The sequence below is a fragment of the Mesorhizobium robiniae genome, assembly GCF_040545535.1.
Taxonomy (GTDB): Bacteria; Pseudomonadota; Alphaproteobacteria; order Rhizobiales; family Rhizobiaceae; genus Mesorhizobium; species Mesorhizobium robiniae.
Genome location: NZ_JBEPMC010000006.1, coordinates 425,267 through 448,098, shown reverse-complemented (window position 1 = coordinate 448,098; position 22,832 = coordinate 425,267). Strand labels below are relative to the sequence as shown.

The following is a 22,832-nucleotide window of genomic DNA, read 5'->3' as shown; positions in this document are numbered from 1 at the left end:
CGATTGCCGGCTTTATTCCATTCAGGAGCAAGCCGGCCGCCGCAGCTTCACTTCCGATCCTTCTGACGGACCTCGCTCAGCGCTTGAATTTCTTCCTCGGCTGACATCGGAGCGCCTGCTTCGATCGCCGAGAGATAAGCGTCGAGGGCTTCGGTCGACGAAGCCGGGGCGTACCCTCCCGCGTCGCCTGGCGCCACAACAGCGAAGCTGACGCGCCATTCGTCGCCGGAACGGCAGGCGACCGACACGACCGTGGAGCGGTTCTGAGAGTCGACCTCGAATTCGCGGCACAAATCCTGCGAATTGTTGCGGAAGGTGGCGATAGCCCGGAACCGGTCGCTAATCCCGGCGAGCCTGATTTCCTTCCCGGATTCGACCGTTTCAAGGGCTTGGCCGAGGGCAGGCCTGATGACGCCGGCAACCCACAGCCCGCCCTGTGCGCGTTCGTTGGTGCCTGCAGCCCAATACCCTGCGAGCGCGCCGACGACGGCCGCGAGAGAGGCGGCAATTGGCAGCATCCATTGAGACCTGGATGGAGGTCCCGCTATCCGCCCGCCGCTGAAGGGCAATACCGATGTCGTCCTCTCGCCGGCGCGCCTGGCCTCAATCATCTGCTCGACGGCCGCGGCAAGTTTTTCGGGAACCGGCTCGTCGAGCAGCGGCTTCAGCGCGCCCTGCGCCTGCGCTCTGGTTTCGATGAACATGGCAACCCTGGTAACCAGACGGTCGTCGGTCTCCATCGCGCGCTCGATCCTGGCGGCCATGTCGGGATCAAGCTCACCGTCGGCGAACTGCATCAGGATCTCGTCCGAAAAAATCTCCTCGGTCATTTGCTAGCCCCTTTTGTGACCGCAGAACGGGTGGGAGCCATGGATATTCCAGTGGCGTCCGCCAAATTCTTCCTCGCTCGGGCCAGCCTGCTCATCACCGTGCCGATCGGCACGGCAAGAACTTCCGCGGCTTCCTTGTAGGAAAGCTCTTCGACACAGACCAGAAGCAGCACGTCGCGCTGATCGTCGGCGAGCTCGCCGATGGCTTGCGCCACGCTGTTCAGCGCCAGCCGCGCTTCCATCTCGCGCTCGCCGGATACGCCGGCGATGTCATGGCGCTCGTCGATATCTTCCTGCGGGCCGGCTGTCTTGCGCTTGCGGATGTCGTCGATCCACAGATTTCGGAGAATCTTGAACATCCAGGCGTCGAATCGCGTCCCCCGCTCGAAGCTCTGCTCGTTGGCGAGTGCCCGCTCGCAAGCTCGCTGGACAAGGTCGTCCGCCAAGTCGCGGGACCGGCAGAGCGCAATCGCGAACCGCCGCAGATTCGGGAGAAAGGCGACAAGCTGATCTTGGACGCGGTCGGTTTTTTCCGGCATGTTGCTCCAAGTTCTGGAATAAAGCGGCCCCGCGCCCGTTCCTCGCAACGCTAGCTTATTGCCTGATGGGTCCGCTAGCCTCGCAATGTTGAAAATCGGCAACGGCGGGAAGGGAGATTATGAGCGACACCTCATGGCTGAGATCAAAAGCCCTGCTGCCCTTCTGGGTAGCTGTCGCGTTGCTGGTCGATCCCCAGGCGCCGAGCGGCCAGATGGCGTTCGGCGAGTTTGGACCAAAATCGGCATTCGCCGATGACGATGGTGGCGGTGGTGATGATGGTGGTGACGATGACGGCGGCGGTCGATCTAGCTCGTCCTCTGATCGTTCGGGAACGGTTCCTCGCTGGTCGACCCGACCGTTTCGCACACTGACGGATCGGTTTCTTCCGCGACCGCCAAGACGCGGCGGCGGCAGGCGAGCGCAACGGCCCGTCGTCCCTTTGCCGTCTCGGGCGCCGGATCAGATCGTGGCGACCGGGCTGAGTTCGGCTGAAATCGGTCGGCTTCAGGCAACGGGCTTCACCGTCCTGGACCGCGCCGACATCCAGCTTCTGGGGTCGGAGCTGGTCCGGCTGCGCATACCACCCAATACGCCGCTGGAGGCTGCGCGCGATCTTGTCATCGACGCCGCTCCGCAGTCGACAGCAGATTTCGTGCATTACTACCGGCCCGGACAAGAAGCCGAATGCACCGGGCCCCACTGCGCCGCCGCCGGCCTGATCGGCTGGCCGGCCCATATCGGTCTTCCCGCCGGCTGCGGGGGCAATGTCACGATCGGCCTCATCGACACGGCGATCAATCCCGCGCATGCCGCCTTCGCGAAAGGCCGGGTCGAAGTTCTTCGCCTGTCGGACGACGGCCTTCCCGAGTCCGGCCGCCAGCACGGCACCGCCGTCGCGGCCCTGCTCGTCGGTGGCGCCGACAGCCGCACCCCAGGCCTCCTGCCGCATGCCAGGCTTATCGCGATCGATGCGTTTCACCGGGGCGATCGCCAGGACGACCGCTCGGACGCCTATGATCTTCTTCGCGCGCTCGATCTTCTTTCCATGCGCGGCGTGCAGGTGACGAATATGAGCCTGTCAGGCCCTGCGAATGCGCTTCTCGAGCAGTTTGTCCGGAGACTTGCAGAACGCGGCATGGTGATCGTCGCCGCCGCCGGCAATGGCGGTCCAAGGGCCGGACCGTCCTATCCGGCGGCATACGCGGATGTGATCGCGGTGACGGCGGTGGATCGCATGAAACGTCCCTACAGGCGTGCCGGCCGTGGCGAGCATATCGACCTGGCCGCCCCCGGTGTCGGAGTGTGGACCGCCGCTTCTGTCAGCGGCGCCCGGTCGAAGACCGGCACCTCTTTCGCGGCGCCGTTTGTTGCCGCCGCAGCGGCGTTGATGAAGTCGGCAAACAGCACCGCCACCGCAGCAGACATTCATGACGCGCTCGGCAAATCGGCGGAAGATCTCGGCGCGCCGGGCAAGGACGCCGTCTTCGGCTGGGGCCTGCTCAATGCCCGCGCCGCTTGCGCTGTCATACCGAAGAAGGCGACGTGACGCTATCGTATCCAGCGCCTGTGACTGCATGGGCTGCACTGGCCGTTTGTGCGTCTTACAATCCGAGCGCCGCCGCGATCTTCGGCGCGGCTTCGCGCCAGTCCTCGACCACAACGATGTCGTCGGGCATCGGCGGCAGGAAGGCGCGCATCGAATTGTCGGCCATCAGATGGAAGAGATGGGCATCGGCGACCGAATTGCGCGCTGATACCAGATTGTTCGGCTGGTCGTCGACGAAGGCGACCGGCCGGCCCTTATTGCCACGCAGCTTGGCCACCGCTGGACCCTTTGCCATTTCGGTGGTCAAGAGCGGATAAGTCAGCCCGAGGGCGTCGAGATGGGCGCGGCGAACCGCACGATGCTTGTGTGGCATGGCGGTCAGCATGACGATCTCGGCGCAATCGCCGAGTACCGTGAGCGCCTCGGCGGCGCCGTCGGTTATGCTTTGCCAATCGGCCTGCGCATGGAAGAACTCGTCCAGAAGTGCGGTCACCTCCGCCTGCTCGACCAACCGGCCGCTCGCCTGTTCGGCGATGTTGCCGGTCAGGCGGAAGGAGGCAAAGGTCAAGCCGAAGCCGCGGGCTTGAAGAAAATGCGGAAACGGCCGGATGAATTCGAGCACGACATCGTCGACATCAAGCACCAGCAGCGGCCGGTCGTCGGCGGCCAGTTCCTCGATTTGACGCGCAGTTTCGGGATCGTCGCTCATATGGAATGCTCATGATTGTCGTCGCCAAGCGGCAGCGCCCGCAACGCCTTGCCGACGGAAGCCGGCGGCGTGCCGGTTTGCTCGGCGAACCGCATGAGCGTCGGCTCATGAGCGAGGATGAACTGCAGCACGCCGGCCAGGAATCCCGGCTCGCCGGCTGCCTGGCGGATGGAATGCGCCTCGATGCCGGTGATCGCCAGGAAACGGGGCAGAAGTTCCGGATCGGCGGCGACGAAGCCCAAGGCCTTCACGGCAATGGTTTCCGCTTCCTCGCGCATTGACGCTGCGTTTGCCATCACTACCTTCTTGTGCGGTGGAATGAGTCTCTTTTTGGCAGTAATCGCAAGCGTCGCCTGCGGCAAGCCATCTGCCTCTGCAATGCGGTGTTCGAGGTGAAATCCGAAGCTTTTCCGGCAGTCGGTTTCCGTTTCGTCAATTATATTGCCGTAGAGTCGAGCAGGGTTTTGGTGCGTACCGGCGAGGGCGCATGACGGCAACCTTCGAGCAGAAGGCGGGCCGGGACGGGAAATCGATGCCTAAGAAGGTCATGATCGTCGAGGACAATGAGCTCAACATGAAGCTCTTCCGGGACCTCATCGAAGCGAGCGGTTACGAGACGGTACGCACGCGCAACGGCCTGGAAGCGCTGGATCTGGCGCGACTGCACAGGCCGGACCTCATTTTGATGGACATCCAGCTGCCCGAAGTGTCGGGGCTGGAAGTGACCAAATGGCTGAAAGAAGACGACGACCTCCATGTCATCCCGGTCATTGCCGTCACGGCATTCGCAATGAAGGGCGATGAGGAACGCATCCGCCAGGGTGGCTGCGAAGCCTATATTTCCAAGCCGATCTCGGTGCCGCGTTTCATCGAAACCATCAAATCTTACCTGGGCGATGCCTGATGCGTCCTTCCAGCCGAGCCGGAGCTTCATGAGATGACTGCGCGGATCCTCGTCGTCGACGATATCCCTGCCAATGTGAGGCTGCTCGAGGTCCGGCTGCTTGCCGAATATTTCGAGGTGCTGACCGCCACCAACGGGCTGGACGCGATCGAGACCTGCGAAAACGGCAAGGTCGATGTCGTACTGCTCGACGTGATGATGCCCGATATGGACGGGTTCGAGGTCTGTCGCCGGCTGAAGAGTGATCCGGCGACGTCGCACATACCCGTCGTTATGATCACCGCGCTCGACCAGGTTTCGGACCGGGTGCGCGGCCTCGAGGCCGGTGCCGACGATTTTCTGACCAAGCCGGTCAATGATCTGCAATTGATGACGCGCGTTAAAAGCCTCGTCAGGCTGAAGACGTTGACGGACGAACTGCGCCTGCGCGCCTCGACCACGCGCAATATCGGTATCGAGGAGCTGTTGAGCCGCAACTTCGCATCGGCAGACACCACGCCGAAGGTTCTGCTGATCGACGAGCGCAAGCCCTCCATCGAGCGCATCCAGAAAATGCTGCGCGGCAGCGCCGACCTCGACATTGCTACCGATCCGCATGCCGGTTTCTTCCAGGCCGCCGAGACGCCCTATGAATGCGTGATGATCTCGACGGCCTTTGCGGACTTCGATCCGCTCAGGCTCTGTTCGCAACTGCGTTCGCTCGATCGTACTCGTTTCCTGCCGATCATCCTTCTGGCGCAGGAAGGTGAGGAGGGGCGTATCATCCGCGGCCTCGAACTCGGCATCAACGACTATCTGATGCGGCCGATCGACCAGCAGGAGCTGACGGCTCGGCTGCGCACGCAGGTGCGCCGCAAGCGCTACAACGACCAGCTGCGCGCCAGCGTTACCCAGACCATCGAGATGGCGGTGACCGATGCCCTGACGGGATTGCACAATCGCCGTTACCTGGACAGCCATCTGCAGACGTTGTTCGACCGCGCCGTGGCGCGGCGGCGGCCGCTGTCGGTGATGATCACCGATCTCGACCGCTTCAAGACCATCAACGACGCGCATGGTCACGACGGCGGCGACGAGGTGCTGCGCGAATTCGCGCGACGGCTGCGCAAGAATGTGCGCGGCATCGATCTCGCCTGCCGCTTCGGTGGCGAGGAGTTCGTGGTGGTGATGCCGGACACGGACGGCGCAGTCGCCGAAAAGGTGGCGGAGCGCATTCGCGCCGAAATCGCCCAGATGCCGTTTGCTGTCGGTCACGACGGCAAGACGATCGAGGTTACCGTCAGCGTCGGCGTCTCTTCGGTGCTGAAGGGCTTGGACTCAGTTGCCGGGCTGATGAAACGCGCCGACCTCGCGCTCTATGAAGCCAAGAGCGCCGGCCGCAATCGCGTCGTCGCCAAGGCGGCTTAGCGCCGATTATCCAGTCGGTGCGACAGGGTTACGAATTTACCTTAACGCAAGCGATTCGCGGGCTTGGTTAAGAAATTGTTGATTTTCACAGGCCGTTGCGCAAATGTGCAGACCAATGACGGAACCGGCGCGAGGGTAGATCGCCGGGTCGATCCGAAGAATACCCCATGATTCAGGTCCGCCGCATCTCCTGGGTCCGTGGGGTCGGCCGGCCGGCGCTGGCACATAGTGGCCTCCTCGTACCGCTGCCAAACGCCGACCGGCCCCCTCTTTCCGAAAAGACATCGAGACTCTGCGCTAAACCTTGGAAATATCGGACTTTTCGAAGCCTTGAACAAAAACGCCGCCCACAGGGGCGGCGTTTTGGTTTGAGAGCAAGAAACCAGATTACTTGATCTTGGTTTCCTTGAACTCGACATGCTTCTTGGCGACCGGATCGTATTTGCGGAACGACAGCTTGTCCGTCTTGGTGCGGCTGTTCTTGCTGGTCACGTAGAAGAAACCGGTGTCGGCGGTCGACAGAAGCTTGATCTTGATGTTTGCGGCTTTGGCCATAATATCAGTCCGTTAATGTTCGTGGGGTTTTGGCCGCTGGAGCACGGGCAAACACCCGGACGCGGGAAACTTGGCGCGACACATAAAGAACGCACCCGGAAAGTCAAGGCCCGCGGCGGCGCAAATGCCGGAAACGGAACGGTCCGTTTCTATGCGTCTTCCCTGACCGGCGGAGCGACCTTCTTCCAGTCTCCCGTGGTGTTCCACCAGCGGTTCGGGTTGGAGCGGTCGTCCAACCCCTTGGAGCGGCTGGCAAGGATCGGCTGAATGCGGATCACCGGCTCCTGATAGCTGTGGGCCTGGAAAATCGCTTCGACAATACGGGCAGCTAGTGCCTGGTCGTCGGGCAGTTCGAACGACACTTCCACCGTGCCATGCCGTCGACGCAATTCCGTCTCGGCGCCGGCGGCCGCGCCTTCGAGCGGCCGATAGCGCTCGATGCCATGCGCCGACTGGTAGGCATTGCTGTCGTATTTGCCCATGGTGAGCGGCGCGATAGCGACCACCGCTTCCATGATGCGGTCGACATCGGAGGCTGGCGCTTGAAAGGTCACAAGCAGCAGCAATTCCATCCGTACCGATATCGTTTCAAATCCGGAGTCGATCATGATGGCATCCTCAGCGTGGTGGCGTGTTGCTGACAATCTACCCGGGTGCTGCTGACACGGTTATGTCAGCAGCCTCTCGCCACGAGGCATCGATCGGCCCTTTCTAAAGGATTTTTCGGACGAGCCTGGTGCCGACCAGCGCGATATAGAAGGCGAAGAACATGCCGAGCGCCCAGCCGAAGCCGGAGGGGCCGAAAATGTCCATGCCGATGCCGATCGCCTGTGGGCCAAGCACCATGCCGACGCCGTAGCAAAGCACGAAGGCGGCGTTGGCGGAGGCCAGTTCGTGGCCGGAAAGCTGCGAGCCGAGATGGGCCAAGCCGATCGTGTACATCGCAGCGACCACGCCGCCCCAGACGAACAGAAGCGCCGCCATCAGGTGCCAATTCTGCGCGAAGTGGGGCATGAAGATGGTGCCGGCAAGCCCGATGGTTGCGCAAGCCAGAAGCAGATAACGTCGGTCGCTGACACGGTCGCTGATCATGCCGAGCGGGATCTGCAACAGCACGTTGCCGAGACCGATCATGGTGAGCAGGAGGGCGGCGTCGGCCTCGGAGTAACCGATGCGGCTGCCATAGATGGGGAACAGCGCAAAGCCGCCGGTCTCGACCGCGCCGAACACCAGCACCGCGGCGGTCGCCGTCGGCACCAACCAGATGTAGCGCAGGAAGTTGCTGGTCTCGCCATTGGAGACGATCGTCGGGCTCTCGTTGCGTGCCGCCAGAACCGGAATGGCAGCCAGCGTCACCAGCGCCATGATGACGCCGAAGGGCAGGAAGCCGGTGCTGCCGAGACGGGAGAACAGCCACGGCCCGGCGGCAAAGCCGAGCGACAGCACGGTGGCGTAGATACCGAGGACCAGGCCGCGCCGGTGCGGCGGCGCCGAGGTGCTGATCCAGAATTCCGACAGGATGAACAGCACCGTCAGCGCGATGTGCAGCAGGATGCGCAGCGGGAACCACATCCAGAAGTCCGGCGCGAAATGGAAGCCGACAAAGGCCAGCACTCCCGTGGCGATCATGGCCAGCATCGTCCAGGCGACGCCGAATCGCATGGCAAGCGGGGTGGCGAGCGGTGCGCCAGCGATCGAGGCGAACCCGGCGACAGCGGTGTTGAAGCCGATCATCGACGCGGAATGGCCGCGCGTTTCGAGGATGACGCTGAGCAGCGGCATGCCGAGGCCGATGGCAATGCCGACGACGCTGATCGACGAGATCGCGGCGATCATCGGCAGCCAGTGTACGCGTTCCTCGACCTCTTGCTGGGTATCGACCGTCATGGGATGTGAATGCTCTATGCTTTTACAGAATTTCGCGGACGAAGCGATTGCGGACAAGCCGGTAGAACGGCACGGAACCGCCGGGGCGCAGCAGCGGATCGTCGACGAGCCGCTTCTCCAGCTCTTCGAGGATCGTCCTAGTGATGTCGGGAATATCGGCCTGCCTGGCCTTGGCGAGCGGCAGCCAGACCAGTTCCTCCAGCTCGTTGGTCGGGCCGCCGTCCGGCAGTTCCACGGCAACGTCTTCGCGCCAGGCGCTGAAGAAGCGCGTGTCGAAGCGCCGCACGCGGTTCGGCGGCGTGATGGCACGCGCGATGAAGCGCAGCGCTTCCAGAGAAGGTTTTACGCTGTGTTCGGCAAACCCTTGCCAATCGCGCCTGCTCGTCGCGAAGGCGCCTTTCCGGCCGATCAACAGGCCTGCCTCCTCATAGGTCTCGCGGATCGCCGACAGGGCGATGGCGCGGGCGCGGGCCGGACTGACGCAGCCAACGCCGGCGGTCAGCCTCGTTTGTTCCTCGGGGTGCAACGCGGTGGCGACGGGGATTCGGCTGTCGGCAGGATCGGTGCGGCCGCCAGGAAAGACGAATTTCCCCGGCATGAAGGCATGACGGGCGTGGCGCCGGCCCATCAACACCTGGAACTCGTCGCCTTTGCGGTCAAGCAGGATCAGCGTCGCGGCGTCGCGCGGGCGTATGGGCTTGGCGTCGAGCGCGATCCGCTCGACCTTGTCGACTTCCGCCTTGGTCATACCGTCCATGCGCACGACCTAGCGGAATCTTCTCCGATGCGAAAGTGGCGTCCAGCCATGCCGATTGCGCCAGCCTCGGTTTCAAGCCTCGGGATGCGACTCGATCAGATCTTCTTCCCCGCCGAAGCCATGCATATAGAACGCCCATTGCAGGCCTATGACGGCGCCCTTGACCGGCTGCAGCAAGACGACTGCCATGAGGATGGTCAACGGCACCCAGATGGCGATGTGCTGCCAGGTGGATAAGGTGGAGGTCGCTTCGACGCCCATAAACGCGCCCAGTACGATGTGGCCGACGATGACCACCACCAGATAGGCGGGCAGGTCGTCGGCGCGGTGGTGATGAAGCTCCTCGCCGCAGCGATCGCATTTGTCGACGGTCTTGACGAAAGCGCGAAACAGCTTTCCTTCACCGCAATGCGGGCAGCGGCCAAGCGCGCCGCGCTTCATCGCAGTCCACAGCGGACGCGCGACCCGGCCTGAGTGATGTTCGCCGCCGAAAACCTGTTGGTTCATTTTCAGTTCGCTTGGCATTACCGTCTCCTGCCGCGCGTGCCTGGACGCGATTGCGACGCCCGGGCGCGGCCTTTGGCCTTATGAAACGACCTGATAGAGCCGGGCAGCGGCTTTGGGTCGGTCAGCATCTCGAAACGCATCGCGCCGGCCATAGGCGCTACCTCGATCAGGCGAACCTCGACGCGGTCGGCAAGCTGATAGCCCTTGCCGGTGCGTTCTCCGAAAAGCGATCGGGCAGTTTCATCGTATATATAGTAATCGCCGTCCAGACTTGACACCGGGATGAAACCATCTGCGCCATACTGCGGCAATTGGACAAATAGTCCCGATTTGGTGACGCCCGAAATGCGCGCGTCGAAACGCTCGTCGACGCGCTCGGCCAGATAGGCGGCGATCAGCCGGTCGACCGTGTCGCGCTCGGCGGCCATGGCACGGCGCTCGGTGGCCGAGATCAGCGCGGAAACTTCTTCCAGCCGCTCCGCCTCGTCCTGCGTCAGTCCGCCCGCACCGAAGCCGAGCGCGGCAATCAGCCCGCGATGCACGATCAAGTCGGCATATCTGCGGATCGGCGAGGTGAAATGCGCGTAGCGCTTCAGATTGAGACCGAAATGGCCGATGTTGCTGGGCGAGTACTCGGCCTGCATCTGCGAGCGCAGCACCACCTCGTTGACCAGCCCCTCATGGTCGGCACCGCGGACGCGATCCAGGATGCCGTTGAACTGGTTCGGCCGCATCTGCGCGCCGCGCGCCAGCGACAGGCCCAGCGTCTGCAGGAATTCGCGCAGCGATTCCTGCTTGGCGAGCGAAGGCGCGTCATGAATGCGATAGACCAGCGCCTGCCGTTTCGCCTCCAGCGTCTCGGCAGCCGCGACATTGGCCTGGATCATGAACTCTTCGATCAGCTTGTGCGCGTCGAGCCGCTCCGGCGCGATCACCCGATCGACGGTGCCGTCTTCCTTGAGCAGGATTTTCCGCTCCGGCAGGTCGAGTTCCAGCGGCTGGCGCGTGTCACGGCCGCGCTTCACGACGGCGTAGGCATCCCACAGCGGCTTCAGCACCGTGTCGAGGACCGGGCCGGTCTTGTCGTCCGGCGCGCCGTCGATCGCGGCTTGCGCCTGTGGATAGGCGAGTTTCGCCGCCGATTTCATCATGACGCGGTGGAACGAATGCCTGAGCTTGCGGCCATCGGCCGAAAAGGTCATACGGACCGCCAGCGCCGGGCGGTCCTGGCCTTCGCGCAGCGAACAAAGGTCATTGGAGATGCGCTCCGGCAGCATCGGCACGACGCGATCCGGGAAATAGACCGAATTGCCGCGCTTCAGCGCCTCCCGATCGAGCGCAGTTCCATAACGCACATAGGCTGCGACATCGGCAATCGCCACGGTCACGACCACACCGCCGGGGTTCTTCTCGTCCGGATCTGATAGTGCGAACACCGCATCGTCATGGTCCTTGGCGTCGGCCGGATCGATGGTGACCAGCGGCAGGTCGCGCCAGTCCTCGCGGCCGGCCAGCGCCGCCGGTTTGACCGCATCGGCCTCGGCGATGACGTCTGCCGGAAAGATATGCGGAATGTCATGGGCGTGGATGGCGATCATCGAGACCGCCTTTTCGCTGGTCAATGAGCCTAGAACCGCCAGCACCTTGGCTCTGGGCAGGCCGTAGCGGGAGGCCCGCGCAGGCTCAACCTCGACCAGATCGCCGTTCTTGGCGCCGTTCTGGAATTCCTTGTCGACGACCAGCTCCGGCTGGCGTCTTTCGACAGGCTCGATGCGGAAGGTACCGTCCTGCAGCACGCGAAAGACGCCGAGAACGGCATCGGTGCGCTTCTCGAAGATCTTCATCACCCGCCCGGTATAGGCTGGGCCCGTCACGTCATCGGTTGGAAAGGTTTTGGCCAGCACGCGGTCGCCAATGCCCGGTGTCGGGCCGCCGCCGCCACGCGACACCCGGATCGCTACGACAGGAGGCTCGCCAGGGCCCACGGCTTCGGTCGGGTGCGCCAGCAGCACGCCGTCGGCGTCGCGGCCAAAAATGTCGAGCACGGCGACATGGGGCAGGGCGCCGACACGGGCCAGCCGCTTGCGCTCCTTGGTCAGCAGGCCCTCGTCCTGCAGGTCGCGCAAAATATCCTTCAGCCAGATACGGTCCTCGCCGCGCAGCGCGAACGCCTTGGCGATGTCGCGTTTGCCGGAGCGATCCGGATTTTCGGCGATGTAACGCAGGATTTCGTCACGGGACGGCCGGTAGTCGTCTTTCACCTTGGCGCGGGTATCGGCGGTGCGCGGGTCGCCGCGGCTTCGTCCGGTGATCCTGCGCGCCACGATGTCCTATCCCTTTTTGTTGGCCGCTTTCTTGGCCGTCGGTTTTTTGGCTGCCGCAGGCTTTTTGGCAGGTGCGGCCGCCTTGCGGAAGGGCTTTCTGCCGCCATTGCCACCCTTGGCTTCCTTCTCGGCAATCAGCGCCACCGCGTCCTCGATCGTCACCGACTGCGGGTCCTTGCCCTTCGGCAGCGTCGCATTGACCTTGCCGAAATTAACATAGGGCCCGTATTTGCCGTCACGCACGACGATCTTGCCGCCGCCCGCCGGATGCTCGCCAAGTTCCTTCAAGGCGGCGGGCGTGCCGCCATTGCGGCCGCCCGGACCCTTCAACTGTTTCTCGGCGATGACCGAAACGGCGCGGTTGAGACCGATCGAGAACACGTCCTCGATGCTTTCGAGATTGGCGTAGGTGCCGTCGTGCAGCACGAACGGACCGTAGCGCCCCAGTCCGGCCGAGATCATCTTGCCGGATTCCGGATGCTTGCCGACGTCGCGCGGCAGCGACAGCAGGGCGAGGGCCTTTTCGTGGTCGATCGAATCGACCGTCCAGCCCTTGGGCAGGCTGGAGCGCTTGGCTTCCTTGCCGTCGCCGCGCTGGATATAGGGGCCGAAACGACCGCTGCGCAGGGTGATTTCCTCCGCCGTGTAGGGATCCTTGCCCAACACCTTGGTGCCGTCCTCGCCATTGCCGTTTTCGCCATTGGGATTGGCGGCGTCGCCAAGCTGACGGGTGAACGAGCATTCGGGATAGTTCGAGCAGCCGACGAAGGCGCCAAACTTGCCGAGCTTCAGCGACAGGTTGCCGGTGCCGCATTTCGGACAGATGCGAGGGTTCGAACCGTCTTCCCGCGCGGGAAACACCAGCGGCGCCAGTTCTTCGTTGAGCGCGTCGAGCACGTCGGTGACACGCAATTCCTTGATGTCGGCGACGGCGCCTGAAAAATCCTTCCAGAAATCGCGCAGCACGTCCTTCCAGGCGAGCTTGCCGTCGGAAATCTCGTCGAGTTTTTCCTCGAGTGAGGCGGTGAAATCATACTCGACATAGCGCTCGAAAAAGCTTTCGAGAAAAGCCGACAGCAGCCGGCCCTTGGCCTGCGGCAACAGCTTGCGCTTGTCCATGCTGACGTAGTCGCGGTCCTCGAGCGTCTTCAGGATCGCCGTGTAGGTCGAGGGACGGCCGATGCCGAGCTCTTCCAGCTTCTTGATCAGCGAGGCTTCCGAATAGCGCGGTGGCGGCTCGGTGGTATGCTGGGTGGCGTTGATCGCCTCGCGGGCGAGCTGTTCGCCGGCGCGGATCTCAGGCAGACGGCGGTCTTCCTCGTCTTCCGAATCCTCGTCCTTCTGGTCGGTGTAGGCGGCAATGAAGCCGTCGAAGCGAATGACTGAACCGATGGCGCGCAGCTCCGCGGTGCGGGGGCCGTTGACCGCCTCGATCTCGGCCGTAGTGCGCTCGATCTCGGCCGGCTGCATCTGGCTGGCGATGGCGCGTTTCCACACGATTTCGTAGAGCCGTGCCTGGTCGGCATCGAGATATTGCCTGACCGAAGCGGGCGTGCGCATGAAATCGGTCGGGCGGATTGCCTCGTGCGCCTCCTGGGCGTTCTTGGCCTTGGTCGTGTATTGGCGCGGCTTCTCGGGCAGATATTTTGGGCCGAACTCCTTGGCGATCGCATCGCGGGCGGCAGTGATCGCCTCGGGCGCCATTTGCACGCCGTCGGTTCGCATATAGGTGATCAGGCCGGTGGTCTCGCCGCCGATGTCCATGCCTTCATAGAGCCGCTGCGCCACCTGCATTGTGCGGGTGGCCGAAAAGCCGAGACGCGAGGAGGCCGCCTGCTGCAGCGTCGAGGTGGTGAAGGGCGGGCCCGGATTGCGCTTGGTCGGCTTGGCTTCGACCGACACCGCCTTGAAGGTCGCGCCTTCGAGCATCGCCTTGATGTCGTCGGCCTGCGCCTTGTTGGCGATGTCGAGCTTTTGCAGTTTCTTGCGGTCGAAGGCGGTCAGCCGCGCTTCGAAATTTTCGTTGCGCGGCGTGCCGAGAAGAGCTGATATCTGCCAGTATTCCTCGCGTATGAAGCGCTCGATTTCCGATTCGCGGTCGCAGACGAGACGCAATGCCACCGACTGCACGCGGCCGGCGGAGCGAGCGCCGGGCAGCTTGCGCCATAGAACAGGCGACAGCGTGAAGCCGACCAGATAGTCGAGCGCACGGCGGGCGAGATAGGCATCGACCAGCGGCGCGTCGATCTGGCGCGGATTGGCCATTGCTTCCAGCACCGACGACTTAGTGATGGCGTTGAAGACGACGCGGCTGACTGGCTTGTCCTTCAGCGCGCGCTTCTGCTTCAACACTTCCAGAACATGCCAGGAAATGGCTTCACCCTCGCGATCCGGGTCGGTGGCGAGGATCAGCCCGTCGGCATCCTTGACCGCCTTGGCGATGTCGGCAAGACGTTTGCCCGAGGCAGTGTCGACAGCCCAGGACATGGCAAAATCCTCGTCCGGACGCACCGAGCCATCCTTGGCCGGCAGATCGCGGACATGCCCGAACGAGGCCAGAACCTTGTAGTTCTTGCCGAGGTACTTGTTGATTGTCTTCGCTTTGGCCGGCGATTCGACGACGACGACGTCCATGAGGTCTCATATCAGCTGTGGTGCGGCAGAAGAATTCCGCTGCGCGCGACGAAATCTCGTACAATTGTCGCTCACATGGCCGGGCTTTTGCATCCGGTCAAGGGGAAGCGCCCAAAATGCAGTCCTGCATTGAGTGCACAACCCAAGAGCGAGTTATGTGATATCCGCATTCCAGATAAGGGGAGCGGCTGCCCTATCGTGGGACAAGCCGGCAGTGAATCCGGAAGAAACGGGACAAATTCCTCCGCGGATATAAGAGAAACATCGATCATGCGCCAGCCCCAGCTGAAGGGACGTCCGGCATGATGCTCGATCGGCGGGCGGGACAGGCGTGGCGAGTAGGGCTCATATGCCCAGCGGACAGTACCAGGAGCTGGCCGCCGGAAGGCCTGCAGGGATACGCGGCAGCCAGCGATTTCCCGCCTTTAAGGCAGGGGATGCAGGTTGGTGCTTAGTCGGCCTTGGCTATGTGCCAGACGCCGCCGACGCCATCGCCGGTCACATCGCCGGCCTTCTTGTCCTTGATGAACGTGTAGAGCGGCTTGCCCTCATAGGCCCACATCTTGGTGCCGTCGGTGCGGTCGACGATCGTCCATTCGCCCTCGGCCTTGGCATCGGCCTCGGCTTTCAGCGGCGGCCAGTTGGTGGCGCATTTGTCGTAGCAGTTCGACTTGCCCGTCTCGTCCTTGTCGTAGGTATAAAGGGTCATGCCGTTGGCATCGGTGTAGATCTTGGTGCCGCCGACATCGGCTTCCTTCCACGCTTCCGCGGCATAAGAGGCGGCGGTGCCAAGCAAAAGCAGCGTCAGCCCGACAGTGATCGATTTCATGAGGTTCTCCCTGATATGATCGAGAAGCGCGCGGAAAGTCGCGGCCTCGTTGCATCAACGCGCTTGGCGTGTCGTTTCTTCCTCGATGCAGGGCGGCAACTTGCCACGCAATGGTGATTGGCGGACAAGCCCGTGCGCCGCTATATCGGCGCCGCTACGGTTGGAGTTTCGGGAAATGGCATTGGATATCGGCTATGTCAGCGCGGTCGGGGCGGGGGCGATCTCGTTCCTGTCGCCTTGCGTGCTGCCGCTGGTGCCGCCCTATCTCTGCTATATGGCCGGCGTGTCGGTCGATGATTTCCGTGGCAATGCCGGCGTAACGGCCAAGGCCGACGCGCGCAGAGCGCTGCTTTATGCCTCGATCGCCTTCGTTCTCGGCTTCTCCACCGTCTTCGTGGCGTTGGGCGCCGGAGCCTCGACCATCGGACGCCTGCTGCGCGTCTGGCAGGAGCCGCTGGCGATGGCGGCCGGCGTGCTGATCATCCTGATGGGGCTGAACTTCCTCGGCATATTGCGCATCCCGCTGCTGTCGCGTGAGGCGCGCTTCCAGTCGCAGGGCAAGCCGGCCAGCGTTATCGCCGCATATGTCATGGGACTTGCCTTCGCCTTCGGCTGGACGCCCTGCATCGGGCCGGTGCTGGGACCAATCCTGACGCTGGCCGGCGGCCGAGAGACGGTGGGCGAGGGCGCGGCTCTGCTTGCCGCCTATTCGCTCGGCCTCGGCATTCCGTTCCTGATCGCGGCGCTGTTTTCCGGCGCTTTCATGCGCTTCCTCTCCAAATTCCGCGTCCATCTCGGTCGCGTCGAGAAGGCCATGGGCGCGCTGCTGGTCGTCGCCGGCGTGTTTTTCCTGACCGGCGGCGTGCAGGCAGCGTCCTACTGGCTGCTGGAAAATTTCCCGGTGCTAGGACAGTTGGGGTAGGACTCTTGAGCCGTGGACCCGCTGATTAAGAGTCAACTGCTCTACCGTCTCACCGGAATTTAACCGCATTGGTGCAGCATGACGCCAATGCTAGACATGCGTTGATTCCCAATCCTTTTCATATGGTTGCCATTCCATGAGCCAGAGAACCTGCCTGTCCGTCATCCTCGCCGCCGGCGAAGGCACGCGCATGAAGAGCGCCGTGCCGAAAGTGCTGCACACAATCGCCGGCCTGCCGATGGTCGCCCATGTCGTGAGAGCTGCCGAGGCCGCCGGAGCGGGCGACCAGGCGCTGGTGATCGGCCATGGCGCGGAAGAGATGCGCAAGGCCACGCAAAAATTTGCGCCGAAGGCGGAGACGTTCGTCCAGGACAAGCGCCTCGGCACCGCACATGCCGTTCTGGCTGCTCGCGACGCGATATCAAAGGGTTACGACGATATCCTGGTGATGTTCGGCGATACACCGCTGATCGATCCGGAGGTGCTGACTGCTGCGCGCCTGAAGCTGGCCGAAGGCGCTGCCGTCGTTGTGGTCGGCTTCCGCACGTCAAATCCTTCCGGCTATGGCCGACTGATCGAAAAAGGCGGCAAGCTCATCGCCATCCGCGAGGAGAAGGACTGCACCGACGAGGAGAAGAAAATCACCTTCTGCAATGGCGGGCTGATGGCGGTGGCGGGCAAGCATGCGCTGCAGATGCTTGATCAAGTCGGCAGCAACAACGCCAAGGGCGAATATTACCTCACCGATATCGTTGAGATCGCCGGCGGGCAGGGCCTCGATGTCGTCGCCGCAGAAGCCGGCTTCGAGAACGTGCTCGGCATCAATAACCGCGCCGAACTCGCCGAAGCTGAAGGCATCTGGCAGACGCGCCGGCGGCGTGAGGCCATGCTCTCCGGCGTGACGCTGATCGCGCCCGAAACCGTGTTCTTTTCGCACGACACTGAGATTGGCGCGGATACGATCGTCGAACCCAATGTCTGGTTCGGACCAGGCGTGAAGATCGCCACGGGCGCCAAGATCCATGCTTTCAGCCATATCGAAGGCGCCACCATCGCCTCGAACTGCGATGTCGGCCCGTATGCGCGACTGCGGCCGGGTGCCGATCTCAAGCAGAAGGCCAAGGTCGGCAATTTCTGCGAGGTCAAAGGAGCAACGATCGAAGAAGGCGCCAAGGTCAACCACCTGACCTATATCGGCGATGCCCGCGTCGGCGCCGGCGCCAATATCGGCGCTGGAACCATCACCTGCAATTATGACGGCTATTCGAAGTTCTTCACCGACATCGGCGAGGGCGCTTTCATCGGCTCGAACTCCTCGCTGGTGGCGCCTGTTACAATCGGCAAGGGCGGCTACATCGCTTCGGGCAGCGTGATCACCGAAAGCGTGCCCGACGATGCGCTGGCCTTCGGCCGCGCCCGCCAGAGGACGCTGGCCGGCAAGGGCAAGGAATTGCGCGAGCGTTTTGCTTCGGCCGCGGCGGCCCGGAAAAAAGCCTAGCCGCGACGACTGCATCATGTCTTTGACGGATTTCGGGAACCGCTGAGCGCGGTAGGATGCGCGTACGGAAAAACTGAGCGATTGCGGTAACCGGATTGCAAGGGCGCTCTGGCATGGTGCATGTGTGCAAGAGCAGTTCCGGCTGATACGGGACGAAACGCAATGTGATTTTCGCGGCAGCCCGAGCGTCTCTAAATGGCGCTCGATATGCCGGAATCGGGGGCAAACGTCTATGTGCGGTATTGTGGGAATTGTCGGTCACTCGCCGGTCGCGCCACTCATCGTCGATGCGCTGAAAAGGCTCGAATATCGCGGCTACGATTCCGCCGGTGTCGCCACCATCGAGCATGGCAAGCTTGGGCGCCGCCGCGCCGAGGGCAAGCTGGTCAATCTCGAGCGCCGGCTGAAGGACGAACCGCTCGACGGCATGATCGGCATCGGCCACACGCGCTGGGCAACGCATGGCGTGCCGAACGAAACCAACGCGCATCCGCATTTTTCCGACGGCGTCGCCATCGTCCACAACGGCATCATCGAGAATTTCGCCGAATTACGCGACGAGCTGATGCGCGACGGCTACAAGTTTTCATCGCAGACCGACACCGAGGTCGTCGCTCATCTGGTGGCGCGCGAACTGGCTAGGGGCCTGAAGCCGGTCGAGGCCGCGCACCAGGCGCTGAAGCGGCTTGAAGGCGCCTTTGCGCTGGCCATCATGTTTAAGGGAGACGAGGACTTGATCGTCGGCGCGCGCAACGGCCCGCCGCTGGCCGTCGGTCATGGCGAGGGCGAGATGTTTCTGGGCTCCGACGCCATCGCGCTTGCCCCGTTCACCAATTCGATCACCTACCTGGAGGACGGCGACTGGGCGGTTGTGCGCCGCAACGAGGTCGCCATCTTCGACATGGACGGCAACAAGGTCGACCGCAAGCGCCAGCAGTCGCTCAGCACCAGTTTCATGGTCGACAAGGGCAACCGACGCCATTTCATGGAGAAGGAAATCCATGAACAGCCCGAAGTGATCTCGCACACGCTGGCGCATTATGTGGATTTTGTCAGCGGTGTCTCGAAGCCGCTCGACCTGCCGTTCGATTTCGCCAAAATCGACCGGCTGGCGATTTCGGCCTGCGGCACCGCTTATCTGGCCGGCCTGATCAGCAAATACTGGTTCGAACGCTACGCACGGCTGCCGGTCGACATCGATGTCGCCTCAGAATTCCGTTATCGTGAAATGCCGCTGTCGAAGACCGACGCCGCGTTCTTCATCTCGCAATCGGGCGAGACCGCCGACACGCTGGCGTCCCTGCGCTATTGCCGCAAAGCGGGCATGAAAATCGGCGCGGTCGTCAATGTCCGCGAATCGACGATGGCGCGCGAATCCGACGTCATCCTGCCGACGCTGGCCGGGCCGGAGATCGGCGTCGCCTCGACCAAGGCCTTCACCTGTCAGCTTTCGGTGCTGGCTTCGCTCGCCGTGCGGGCGGGCGTGGCGCGCGGAACGATTTCGCATGAACAGGAGAAGGCCCTGGTGCGCGCGCTGTCTGAAGCGCCGCGTTATGCCAATCAGGTCCTGAAGCTCGACGAGCAGATCGAAAAGGTCGCGCGCGACCTCGCCCACTACAAGAACGTGCTCTATCTCGGCCGCGATACCAATTTCCCGCTGGCCATGGAAGGCGCGCTGAAGCTCAAGGAAATCTCCTACATCCACGCCGAGGGCTATGCCGCCGGCGAACTCAAGCACGGGCCGATCGCGCTGATCGACGAGAACATGCCTGTCATCGTTATCGCCCCGCATGACCGCATCTTCGAAAAAACCGTATCGAACATGCAGGAAGTGGCGGCGCGCGGCGGCAAGATTATCCTGATCACCGACAGCAAGGGCGCCGCCCACGCCACGGTGAAGACGATGGAAACGATCGTGCTGCCGGATGTGCCGGAAATTATCTCACCGATCATCTACGCGCTGCCGATCCAGATGCTTGCCTATTTCACCGCGGTGTTCATGGGCACCGACGTCGACCAGCCGCGCAACCTGGCGAAATCGGTGACTGTGGAGTAAGCGTGGTTTAAAAAATTCGCAGTTCCAAAGCCGAATGCGGTTCACTAATGTGCGCCGCAATCAGCGCTGCGGTGAACCATGTCGGATGCTCCCAGAACTTCAGGCATGACCCGGCTGCGGAATTATTTCCTGACCGGCTTTGTCGTCTGCGCGCCGCTGGCGATCACCGCCTACATCGCCTGGTCGTTCATCGGCTGGGTCGATTCCTGGGTGAAACCGTATATTCCGGCGCGCTACAACCCCGATAGCTATCTGCCGGCGCCGGTTCCGGGATTCGGACTGATCGTCGCTTTGATCCTGATCACCCTGATCGGTTTCCTGACCGCCAATATTGTCGGCCGTGCGATCGTCAACTTCGGCGAGCGGCTGCTCGGCCGCATGCCGCTGGTGCGCGGCATCTACGGCTCGCTGAAGCAGATCTTCGAAACCGTGCTGTCGAACAAGGGCGACATGTTCCGCCAGGTCGGACTGGTCGAATACCCGCGCAAGGGCGTCTGGTCGCTGGTCTTCGTCGCCAGCGAGAAGGAAACTGAGATCAACCAGAAGCTCGATCAGGAAGGCAACCCGCTGATAGCGGTGTTCATGCCGTGCACGCCCAACCCGACCACCGGTTTCCTGATGTATGTGCCGAAATCCGATGTCGTGCTGCTCGATATGACCATCGAAGACGGTGCCAAGCTGATCGTCTCGGCCGGGCTGGTCGCACCGGAGGTCAAGACGAAAATGGTGACGTTGAACGGCAAGCAGATCGGCGTTCAGATCGCCAATCCGCCGGTGGGTGCCGGGCCTCAGCCGGCGCGCAAGAGCCGCACCGCTTCGTCGCGGCCGAACAAATAAAGCAGCATGCGAAGGGCTGCGCCGCGTTCGGATTGCAGCTCGGGATCGCGCGACAGGATCAGCCGTGCGTCGTCGCGGGCGGCTTCGAGCAGGTCGGCATGCGCCTCGATGCGCGCCACCTGGAAGCCCGGCGTGCCGGACTGGCGGGTGCCCAGCAGCTCGCCTTCGCCACGCAGCTTCAGATCCTCCTCGGCAATGCGGAAGCCGTCCTCGGTCTCGCGCATCACCGACAGCCGGCGCGTTGCCGTCTCGCCGAGCGGATCCTTGTAGAGCAGCACGCAGGAGGACGGCTTTTCGCCGCGCCCGACCCGGCCGCGCAACTGGTGCAGCTGGGCGAGGCCGAAGCGCTCAGCATGCTCGATGACCATGATCGTGGCATCCGGCACATCGACGCCAACCTCGATGACCGTGGTGGCGATCAGGATGCGTGTCTCGCCGGCCTTGAAGGCGCGCATCGCCTCGTCCTTGTCGGCGCCCTTCATGCGCCCGTGCACCAGGCCGATCTGGTCGCCGAACAAAGGCTTCAGCGAGGCAAAACGATCTTCCGCCGACATCAGCTTGATCTCTTCGGATTCCTCGACCAGCGGACAGATCCAGTAGATCTTCTGGCCGTCGGCGACGGCGTCGCGCATGCGACCGACCAGTTCGTCGAGCCGTTCGAGCGGCAGGGTGACGGTGCGGATCGGCTGGCGACCGGCCGGCTTTTCGGTGAGCTTCGAAACATCCATATCGCCGAAGGCGGTCAGCACCAGCGTGCGTGGGATCGGCGTCGCCGTCATCACCAGCATGTCGGGCGCGTCGCCCTTGGCGGTGATGGCAAGCCGCTGATGGACGCCAAAACGGTGCTGTTCGTCGATGACGGCGAAGACGAGGTCGTGAAACGTCACCGTTTCCTGGAACAGCGCGTGGGTGCCGACGACGATGTCGATCTCGCCACTGGCCAGACCGGCCAGCGTGTCGGTGCGCTCGCGGCCCTTTTCGCGACCGGTGAGGATAGCGATGCGCAGGCCGGCTTGTTCCGCCAAAGGCGCAATCGTCGCAAGATGCTGGCGCGCCAGGATTTCGGTCGGCGCCATCAACGCCGCCTGGCCGCCGGCTTCGGCGGCGCGCGCCATGGCGAGCAGCGCGACCACCGTCTTGCCGGAGCCGACATCTCCCTGCAGCAGGCGCAGCATGCGTTCTGGATCACCGAGATCGGCATTGATCTCGGCCAGGGCGAATTCCTGGCTGGCAGTCAGTGAATAGGGCAGGGCTTTGCGCAGCTTTTCGACGATGCGGCCGTCGCCGATGAGCGGTCTGCCGGACAAGCGGCGGACTTTTGCGCGCACCAGCGCCAGCGACACCTGGCCTGCCAGAAACTCGTCATAGGCGAGACGCCGCCAGGCTGCGCCGTCGACCGACACGTCGATCGGATCGCCGGGATTGTGGATGCGGGCGAGCGCGTCGCTGAAGGCTGGAAAGCTCTGGCGGCGCATAAAGGCGTCGTCTTGCCATTCCGGCAGCACTGGCAGGCGAGCGAGCGCCTGGCCGATCGCCCGGCGCAGCACTTTTCCAGAGAGCCCGGCCGTGAGCGGATAGACCGGCTCGACCAGCGGCAGGTTTTCCGCTTCGCTGGCCAGCGCGATATGGTCGGGATGAACCATGGTCGGGCGGCCGTTGAACCATTCCATGCGTCCGGAGACCACGACATGCTCGCCTTCGGGCATCGCCTTTTCGAGGTAGGCGGCGTGCGCATGGAAGAAGGTTAGCGCGATCTCGCCGGTGTCGTCATGGGCGTAGACCCGGTACGGCACCGATCTGTTGCCGCGCGGTGGCGGCTGGTGGCGGTCGATGCGCACATCGAGAGTGACGATCGCGCCTTCGGCCGAACCGGCGATACCCGGCCGGTTGCGGCGGTCGATCACCGTGTGGGGCAGCACGAACAGAAGATCGCCGGCGCGCGCTGCCCGGTCGCCAAGATCGGCCGGCACCACCTTTTCGATCAGTGCGCCGACCTTCGGCCCAACGCCGGCAAGCGAGATGATCGGGACAAACAGCGGATCGAGGAGGGAAGGGCGCATGATGTCAGCTTATGTCGCGACGGCCGCAGC

At 63.1% G+C, this 22,832-nt stretch carries 20 protein-coding genes; 7 read left to right on the top strand and 13 right to left on the bottom strand.

What is annotated here, in order from left to right; genetic code table 11:
• Positions 1–47 precede the first annotated feature (47 nt).
• On the bottom strand, positions 48–830 hold the full coding sequence (locus ABID19_RS19415) for an anti-sigma factor family protein (protein WP_354492529.1): 783 nt from the start codon (positions 828–830) through the stop codon (positions 48–50).
• The gene (locus ABID19_RS19410) at positions 827–1,369 is read right to left on the bottom strand and encodes an RNA polymerase sigma factor (protein WP_354492528.1); all 543 of its coding nucleotides are present in this window, start codon (positions 1,367–1,369) and stop codon (positions 827–829) included. Before ABID19_RS19410 ends, ABID19_RS19415 begins: the two co-directional genes overlap by 4 nt.
• A 119-nt stretch (positions 1,370–1,488) precedes the next feature.
• Here ABID19_RS19410 and ABID19_RS19405 point away from each other — a divergent pair, with 119 nt between their 5' ends.
• Positions 1,489–2,916: a S8 family serine peptidase gene (locus tag ABID19_RS19405; protein ID WP_354492527.1), complete on the top strand. Its 1,428-nt coding sequence runs from the start codon at positions 1,489–1,491 to the stop codon at positions 2,914–2,916.
• 55 nt (positions 2,917–2,971) lie between these two features.
• On the opposite strand, the gene ABID19_RS19400 is transcribed toward ABID19_RS19405, so the two are convergent.
• Together ABID19_RS19400 and ABID19_RS19395 are read right to left on the bottom strand one after the other, a co-directional pair.
• Positions 2,972–3,625, bottom strand: a complete 654-nt coding sequence (locus tag ABID19_RS19400) for a hypothetical protein (protein ID WP_354492526.1) — start codon at positions 3,623–3,625, stop codon at positions 2,972–2,974.
• Entirely contained in the window at positions 3,622–3,921 is a 300-nt protein-coding gene (locus tag ABID19_RS19395) for a DUF3572 domain-containing protein (RefSeq protein WP_354492525.1), read from the bottom strand. Before ABID19_RS19395 ends, ABID19_RS19400 begins: the two co-directional genes overlap by 4 nt.
• A 251-nt stretch (positions 3,922–4,172) precedes the next feature.
• Here ABID19_RS19395 and ABID19_RS19390 point away from each other — a divergent pair, with 251 nt between their 5' ends.
• The gene (locus ABID19_RS19390) at positions 4,173–4,529 is read left to right on the top strand and encodes a response regulator (RefSeq protein ID WP_281035461.1); all 357 of its coding nucleotides are present in this window, start codon (positions 4,173–4,175) and stop codon (positions 4,527–4,529) included.
• A gap of 33 nt (positions 4,530–4,562) precedes the next feature.
• Positions 4,563–5,936: a PleD family two-component system response regulator gene (locus ABID19_RS19385; RefSeq protein WP_354492524.1), complete on the top strand. Its 1,374-nt coding sequence runs from the start codon at positions 4,563–4,565 to the stop codon at positions 5,934–5,936.
• A gap of 387 nt (positions 5,937–6,323) precedes the next feature.
• On the opposite strand, the gene rpmG is transcribed toward ABID19_RS19385, so the two are convergent.
• The 8 genes from rpmG to ABID19_RS19345 form a co-directional block, all read right to left on the bottom strand.
• On the bottom strand, positions 6,324–6,491 hold the full coding sequence (rpmG, locus tag ABID19_RS19380) for a 50S ribosomal protein L33 (protein WP_006201775.1): 168 nt from the start codon (positions 6,489–6,491) through the stop codon (positions 6,324–6,326).
• Between the two features lie 149 nt (positions 6,492–6,640).
• Positions 6,641–7,099: a YqfO family protein gene (locus ABID19_RS19375; protein WP_352930664.1), complete on the bottom strand. Its 459-nt coding sequence runs from the start codon at positions 7,097–7,099 to the stop codon at positions 6,641–6,643.
• Positions 7,100–7,202: 103 nt separating this feature from the next.
• Positions 7,203–8,378 carry an MFS transporter gene (locus ABID19_RS19370; RefSeq protein ID WP_354492523.1) on the bottom strand — a complete coding sequence of 392 codons (1,176 nt, stop codon included), beginning with the start codon at positions 8,376–8,378 and terminating at the stop codon, positions 7,203–7,205.
• Between the two features lie 22 nt (positions 8,379–8,400).
• Positions 8,401–9,135 carry an NUDIX hydrolase gene (locus tag ABID19_RS19365; protein ID WP_354492522.1) on the bottom strand — a complete coding sequence of 245 codons (735 nt, stop codon included), beginning with the start codon at positions 9,133–9,135 and terminating at the stop codon, positions 8,401–8,403.
• Between the two features lie 72 nt (positions 9,136–9,207).
• Positions 9,208–9,660 (bottom strand): DUF983 domain-containing protein, encoded by a 453-nt coding sequence (locus ABID19_RS19360; RefSeq protein WP_354492521.1) that lies wholly within the window; start codon positions 9,658–9,660, stop codon positions 9,208–9,210.
• Positions 9,660–11,966, bottom strand: coding sequence for a ribonuclease R (gene rnr, locus ABID19_RS19355; protein ID WP_354492520.1), 2,307 nt, complete (start codon positions 11,964–11,966; stop codon positions 9,660–9,662). Before rnr ends, ABID19_RS19360 begins: the two co-directional genes overlap by 1 nt.
• Positions 11,967–11,972: 6 nt before the next feature.
• Positions 11,973–14,600, bottom strand: a complete 2,628-nt coding sequence (topA, locus tag ABID19_RS19350; RefSeq protein ID WP_354492519.1) for a type I DNA topoisomerase — start codon at positions 14,598–14,600, stop codon at positions 11,973–11,975.
• A gap of 451 nt (positions 14,601–15,051) precedes the next feature.
• Positions 15,052–15,429 (bottom strand): COG4315 family predicted lipoprotein, encoded by a 378-nt coding sequence (locus ABID19_RS19345; protein WP_354492518.1) that lies wholly within the window; start codon positions 15,427–15,429, stop codon positions 15,052–15,054.
• A gap of 175 nt (positions 15,430–15,604) precedes the next feature.
• Between ABID19_RS19345 and ABID19_RS19340 the strand changes: the two genes are divergently transcribed.
• The 4 genes from ABID19_RS19340 to ABID19_RS19325 all read left to right on the top strand — a co-directional run bounded on the left by ABID19_RS19340 (position 15,605) and on the right by ABID19_RS19325 (position 20,742).
• On the top strand, positions 15,605–16,351 hold the full coding sequence (locus ABID19_RS19340; protein ID WP_354492517.1) for a cytochrome c biogenesis CcdA family protein: 747 nt from the start codon (positions 15,605–15,607) through the stop codon (positions 16,349–16,351).
• 136 nt (positions 16,352–16,487) lie between these two features.
• Positions 16,488–17,849: a bifunctional UDP-N-acetylglucosamine diphosphorylase/glucosamine-1-phosphate N-acetyltransferase GlmU gene (gene glmU, locus ABID19_RS19335; RefSeq protein WP_354492516.1), complete on the top strand. Its 1,362-nt coding sequence runs from the start codon at positions 16,488–16,490 to the stop codon at positions 17,847–17,849.
• A 232-nt stretch (positions 17,850–18,081) separates the two neighbouring features.
• On the top strand, positions 18,082–19,905 hold the full coding sequence (glmS, locus tag ABID19_RS19330; RefSeq protein ID WP_354492515.1) for a glutamine--fructose-6-phosphate transaminase (isomerizing): 1,824 nt from the start codon (positions 18,082–18,084) through the stop codon (positions 19,903–19,905).
• A 78-nt stretch (positions 19,906–19,983) separates the two neighbouring features.
• On the top strand, positions 19,984–20,742 hold the full coding sequence (locus tag ABID19_RS19325) for a DUF502 domain-containing protein (RefSeq protein ID WP_354492514.1): 759 nt from the start codon (positions 19,984–19,986) through the stop codon (positions 20,740–20,742).
• On the opposite strand, the gene recG is transcribed toward ABID19_RS19325, so the two are convergent.
• Positions 20,694–22,802: an ATP-dependent DNA helicase RecG gene (gene recG, locus ABID19_RS19320; RefSeq protein WP_354492513.1), complete on the bottom strand. Its 2,109-nt coding sequence runs from the start codon at positions 22,800–22,802 to the stop codon at positions 20,694–20,696. The two genes, ABID19_RS19325 and recG, sit on opposite strands and share 49 nt — an antisense overlap.
• Between the last annotated feature and the right edge of the window lie 30 nt (positions 22,803–22,832).

Coding starts and splice junctions, on each gene's coding strand:
- ABID19_RS19415 (WP_354492529.1), bottom strand. CDS start 830: ATGACCGAGGAGATTTTTTCGGACGAGATCCTGATGCAGTTCGCCGAC.
- ABID19_RS19410 (WP_354492528.1), bottom strand. CDS start 1,369: ATGCCGGAAAAAACCGACCGCGTCCAAGATCAGCTTGTCGCCTTTCTC.
- ABID19_RS19405 (WP_354492527.1), top strand. CDS start 1,489: ATGAGCGACACCTCATGGCTGAGATCAAAAGCCCTGCTGCCCTTCTGG.
- ABID19_RS19400 (WP_354492526.1), bottom strand. CDS start 3,625: ATGAGCGACGATCCCGAAACTGCGCGTCAAATCGAGGAACTGGCCGCC.
- ABID19_RS19395 (WP_354492525.1), bottom strand. CDS start 3,921: ATGGCAAACGCAGCGTCAATGCGCGAGGAAGCGGAAACCATTGCCGTG.
- ABID19_RS19390 (WP_281035461.1), top strand. CDS start 4,173: ATGATCGTCGAGGACAATGAGCTCAACATGAAGCTCTTCCGGGACCTC.
- ABID19_RS19385 (WP_354492524.1), top strand. CDS start 4,563: ATGACTGCGCGGATCCTCGTCGTCGACGATATCCCTGCCAATGTGAGG.
- rpmG (WP_006201775.1), bottom strand. CDS start 6,491: ATGGCCAAAGCCGCAAACATCAAGATCAAGCTTCTGTCGACCGCCGAC.
- ABID19_RS19375 (WP_352930664.1), bottom strand. CDS start 7,099: ATGATCGACTCCGGATTTGAAACGATATCGGTACGGATGGAATTGCTG.
- ABID19_RS19370 (WP_354492523.1), bottom strand. CDS start 8,378: ATGACGGTCGATACCCAGCAAGAGGTCGAGGAACGCGTACACTGGCTG.
- ABID19_RS19365 (WP_354492522.1), bottom strand. CDS start 9,135: ATGGACGGTATGACCAAGGCGGAAGTCGACAAGGTCGAGCGGATCGCG.
- ABID19_RS19360 (WP_354492521.1), bottom strand. CDS start 9,660: ATGCCAAGCGAACTGAAAATGAACCAACAGGTTTTCGGCGGCGAACAT.
- topA (WP_354492519.1), bottom strand. CDS start 14,600: ATGGACGTCGTCGTCGTCGAATCGCCGGCCAAAGCGAAGACAATCAAC.
- ABID19_RS19345 (WP_354492518.1), bottom strand. CDS start 15,429: ATGAAATCGATCACTGTCGGGCTGACGCTGCTTTTGCTTGGCACCGCC.
- ABID19_RS19340 (WP_354492517.1), top strand. CDS start 15,605: ATGGCATTGGATATCGGCTATGTCAGCGCGGTCGGGGCGGGGGCGATC.
- glmU (WP_354492516.1), top strand. CDS start 16,488: ATGAGCCAGAGAACCTGCCTGTCCGTCATCCTCGCCGCCGGCGAAGGC.
- glmS (WP_354492515.1), top strand. CDS start 18,082: ATGTGCGGTATTGTGGGAATTGTCGGTCACTCGCCGGTCGCGCCACTC.
- ABID19_RS19325 (WP_354492514.1), top strand. CDS start 19,984: ATGTCGGATGCTCCCAGAACTTCAGGCATGACCCGGCTGCGGAATTAT.
- recG (WP_354492513.1), bottom strand. CDS start 22,802: ATGCGCCCTTCCCTCCTCGATCCGCTGTTTGTCCCGATCATCTCGCTT.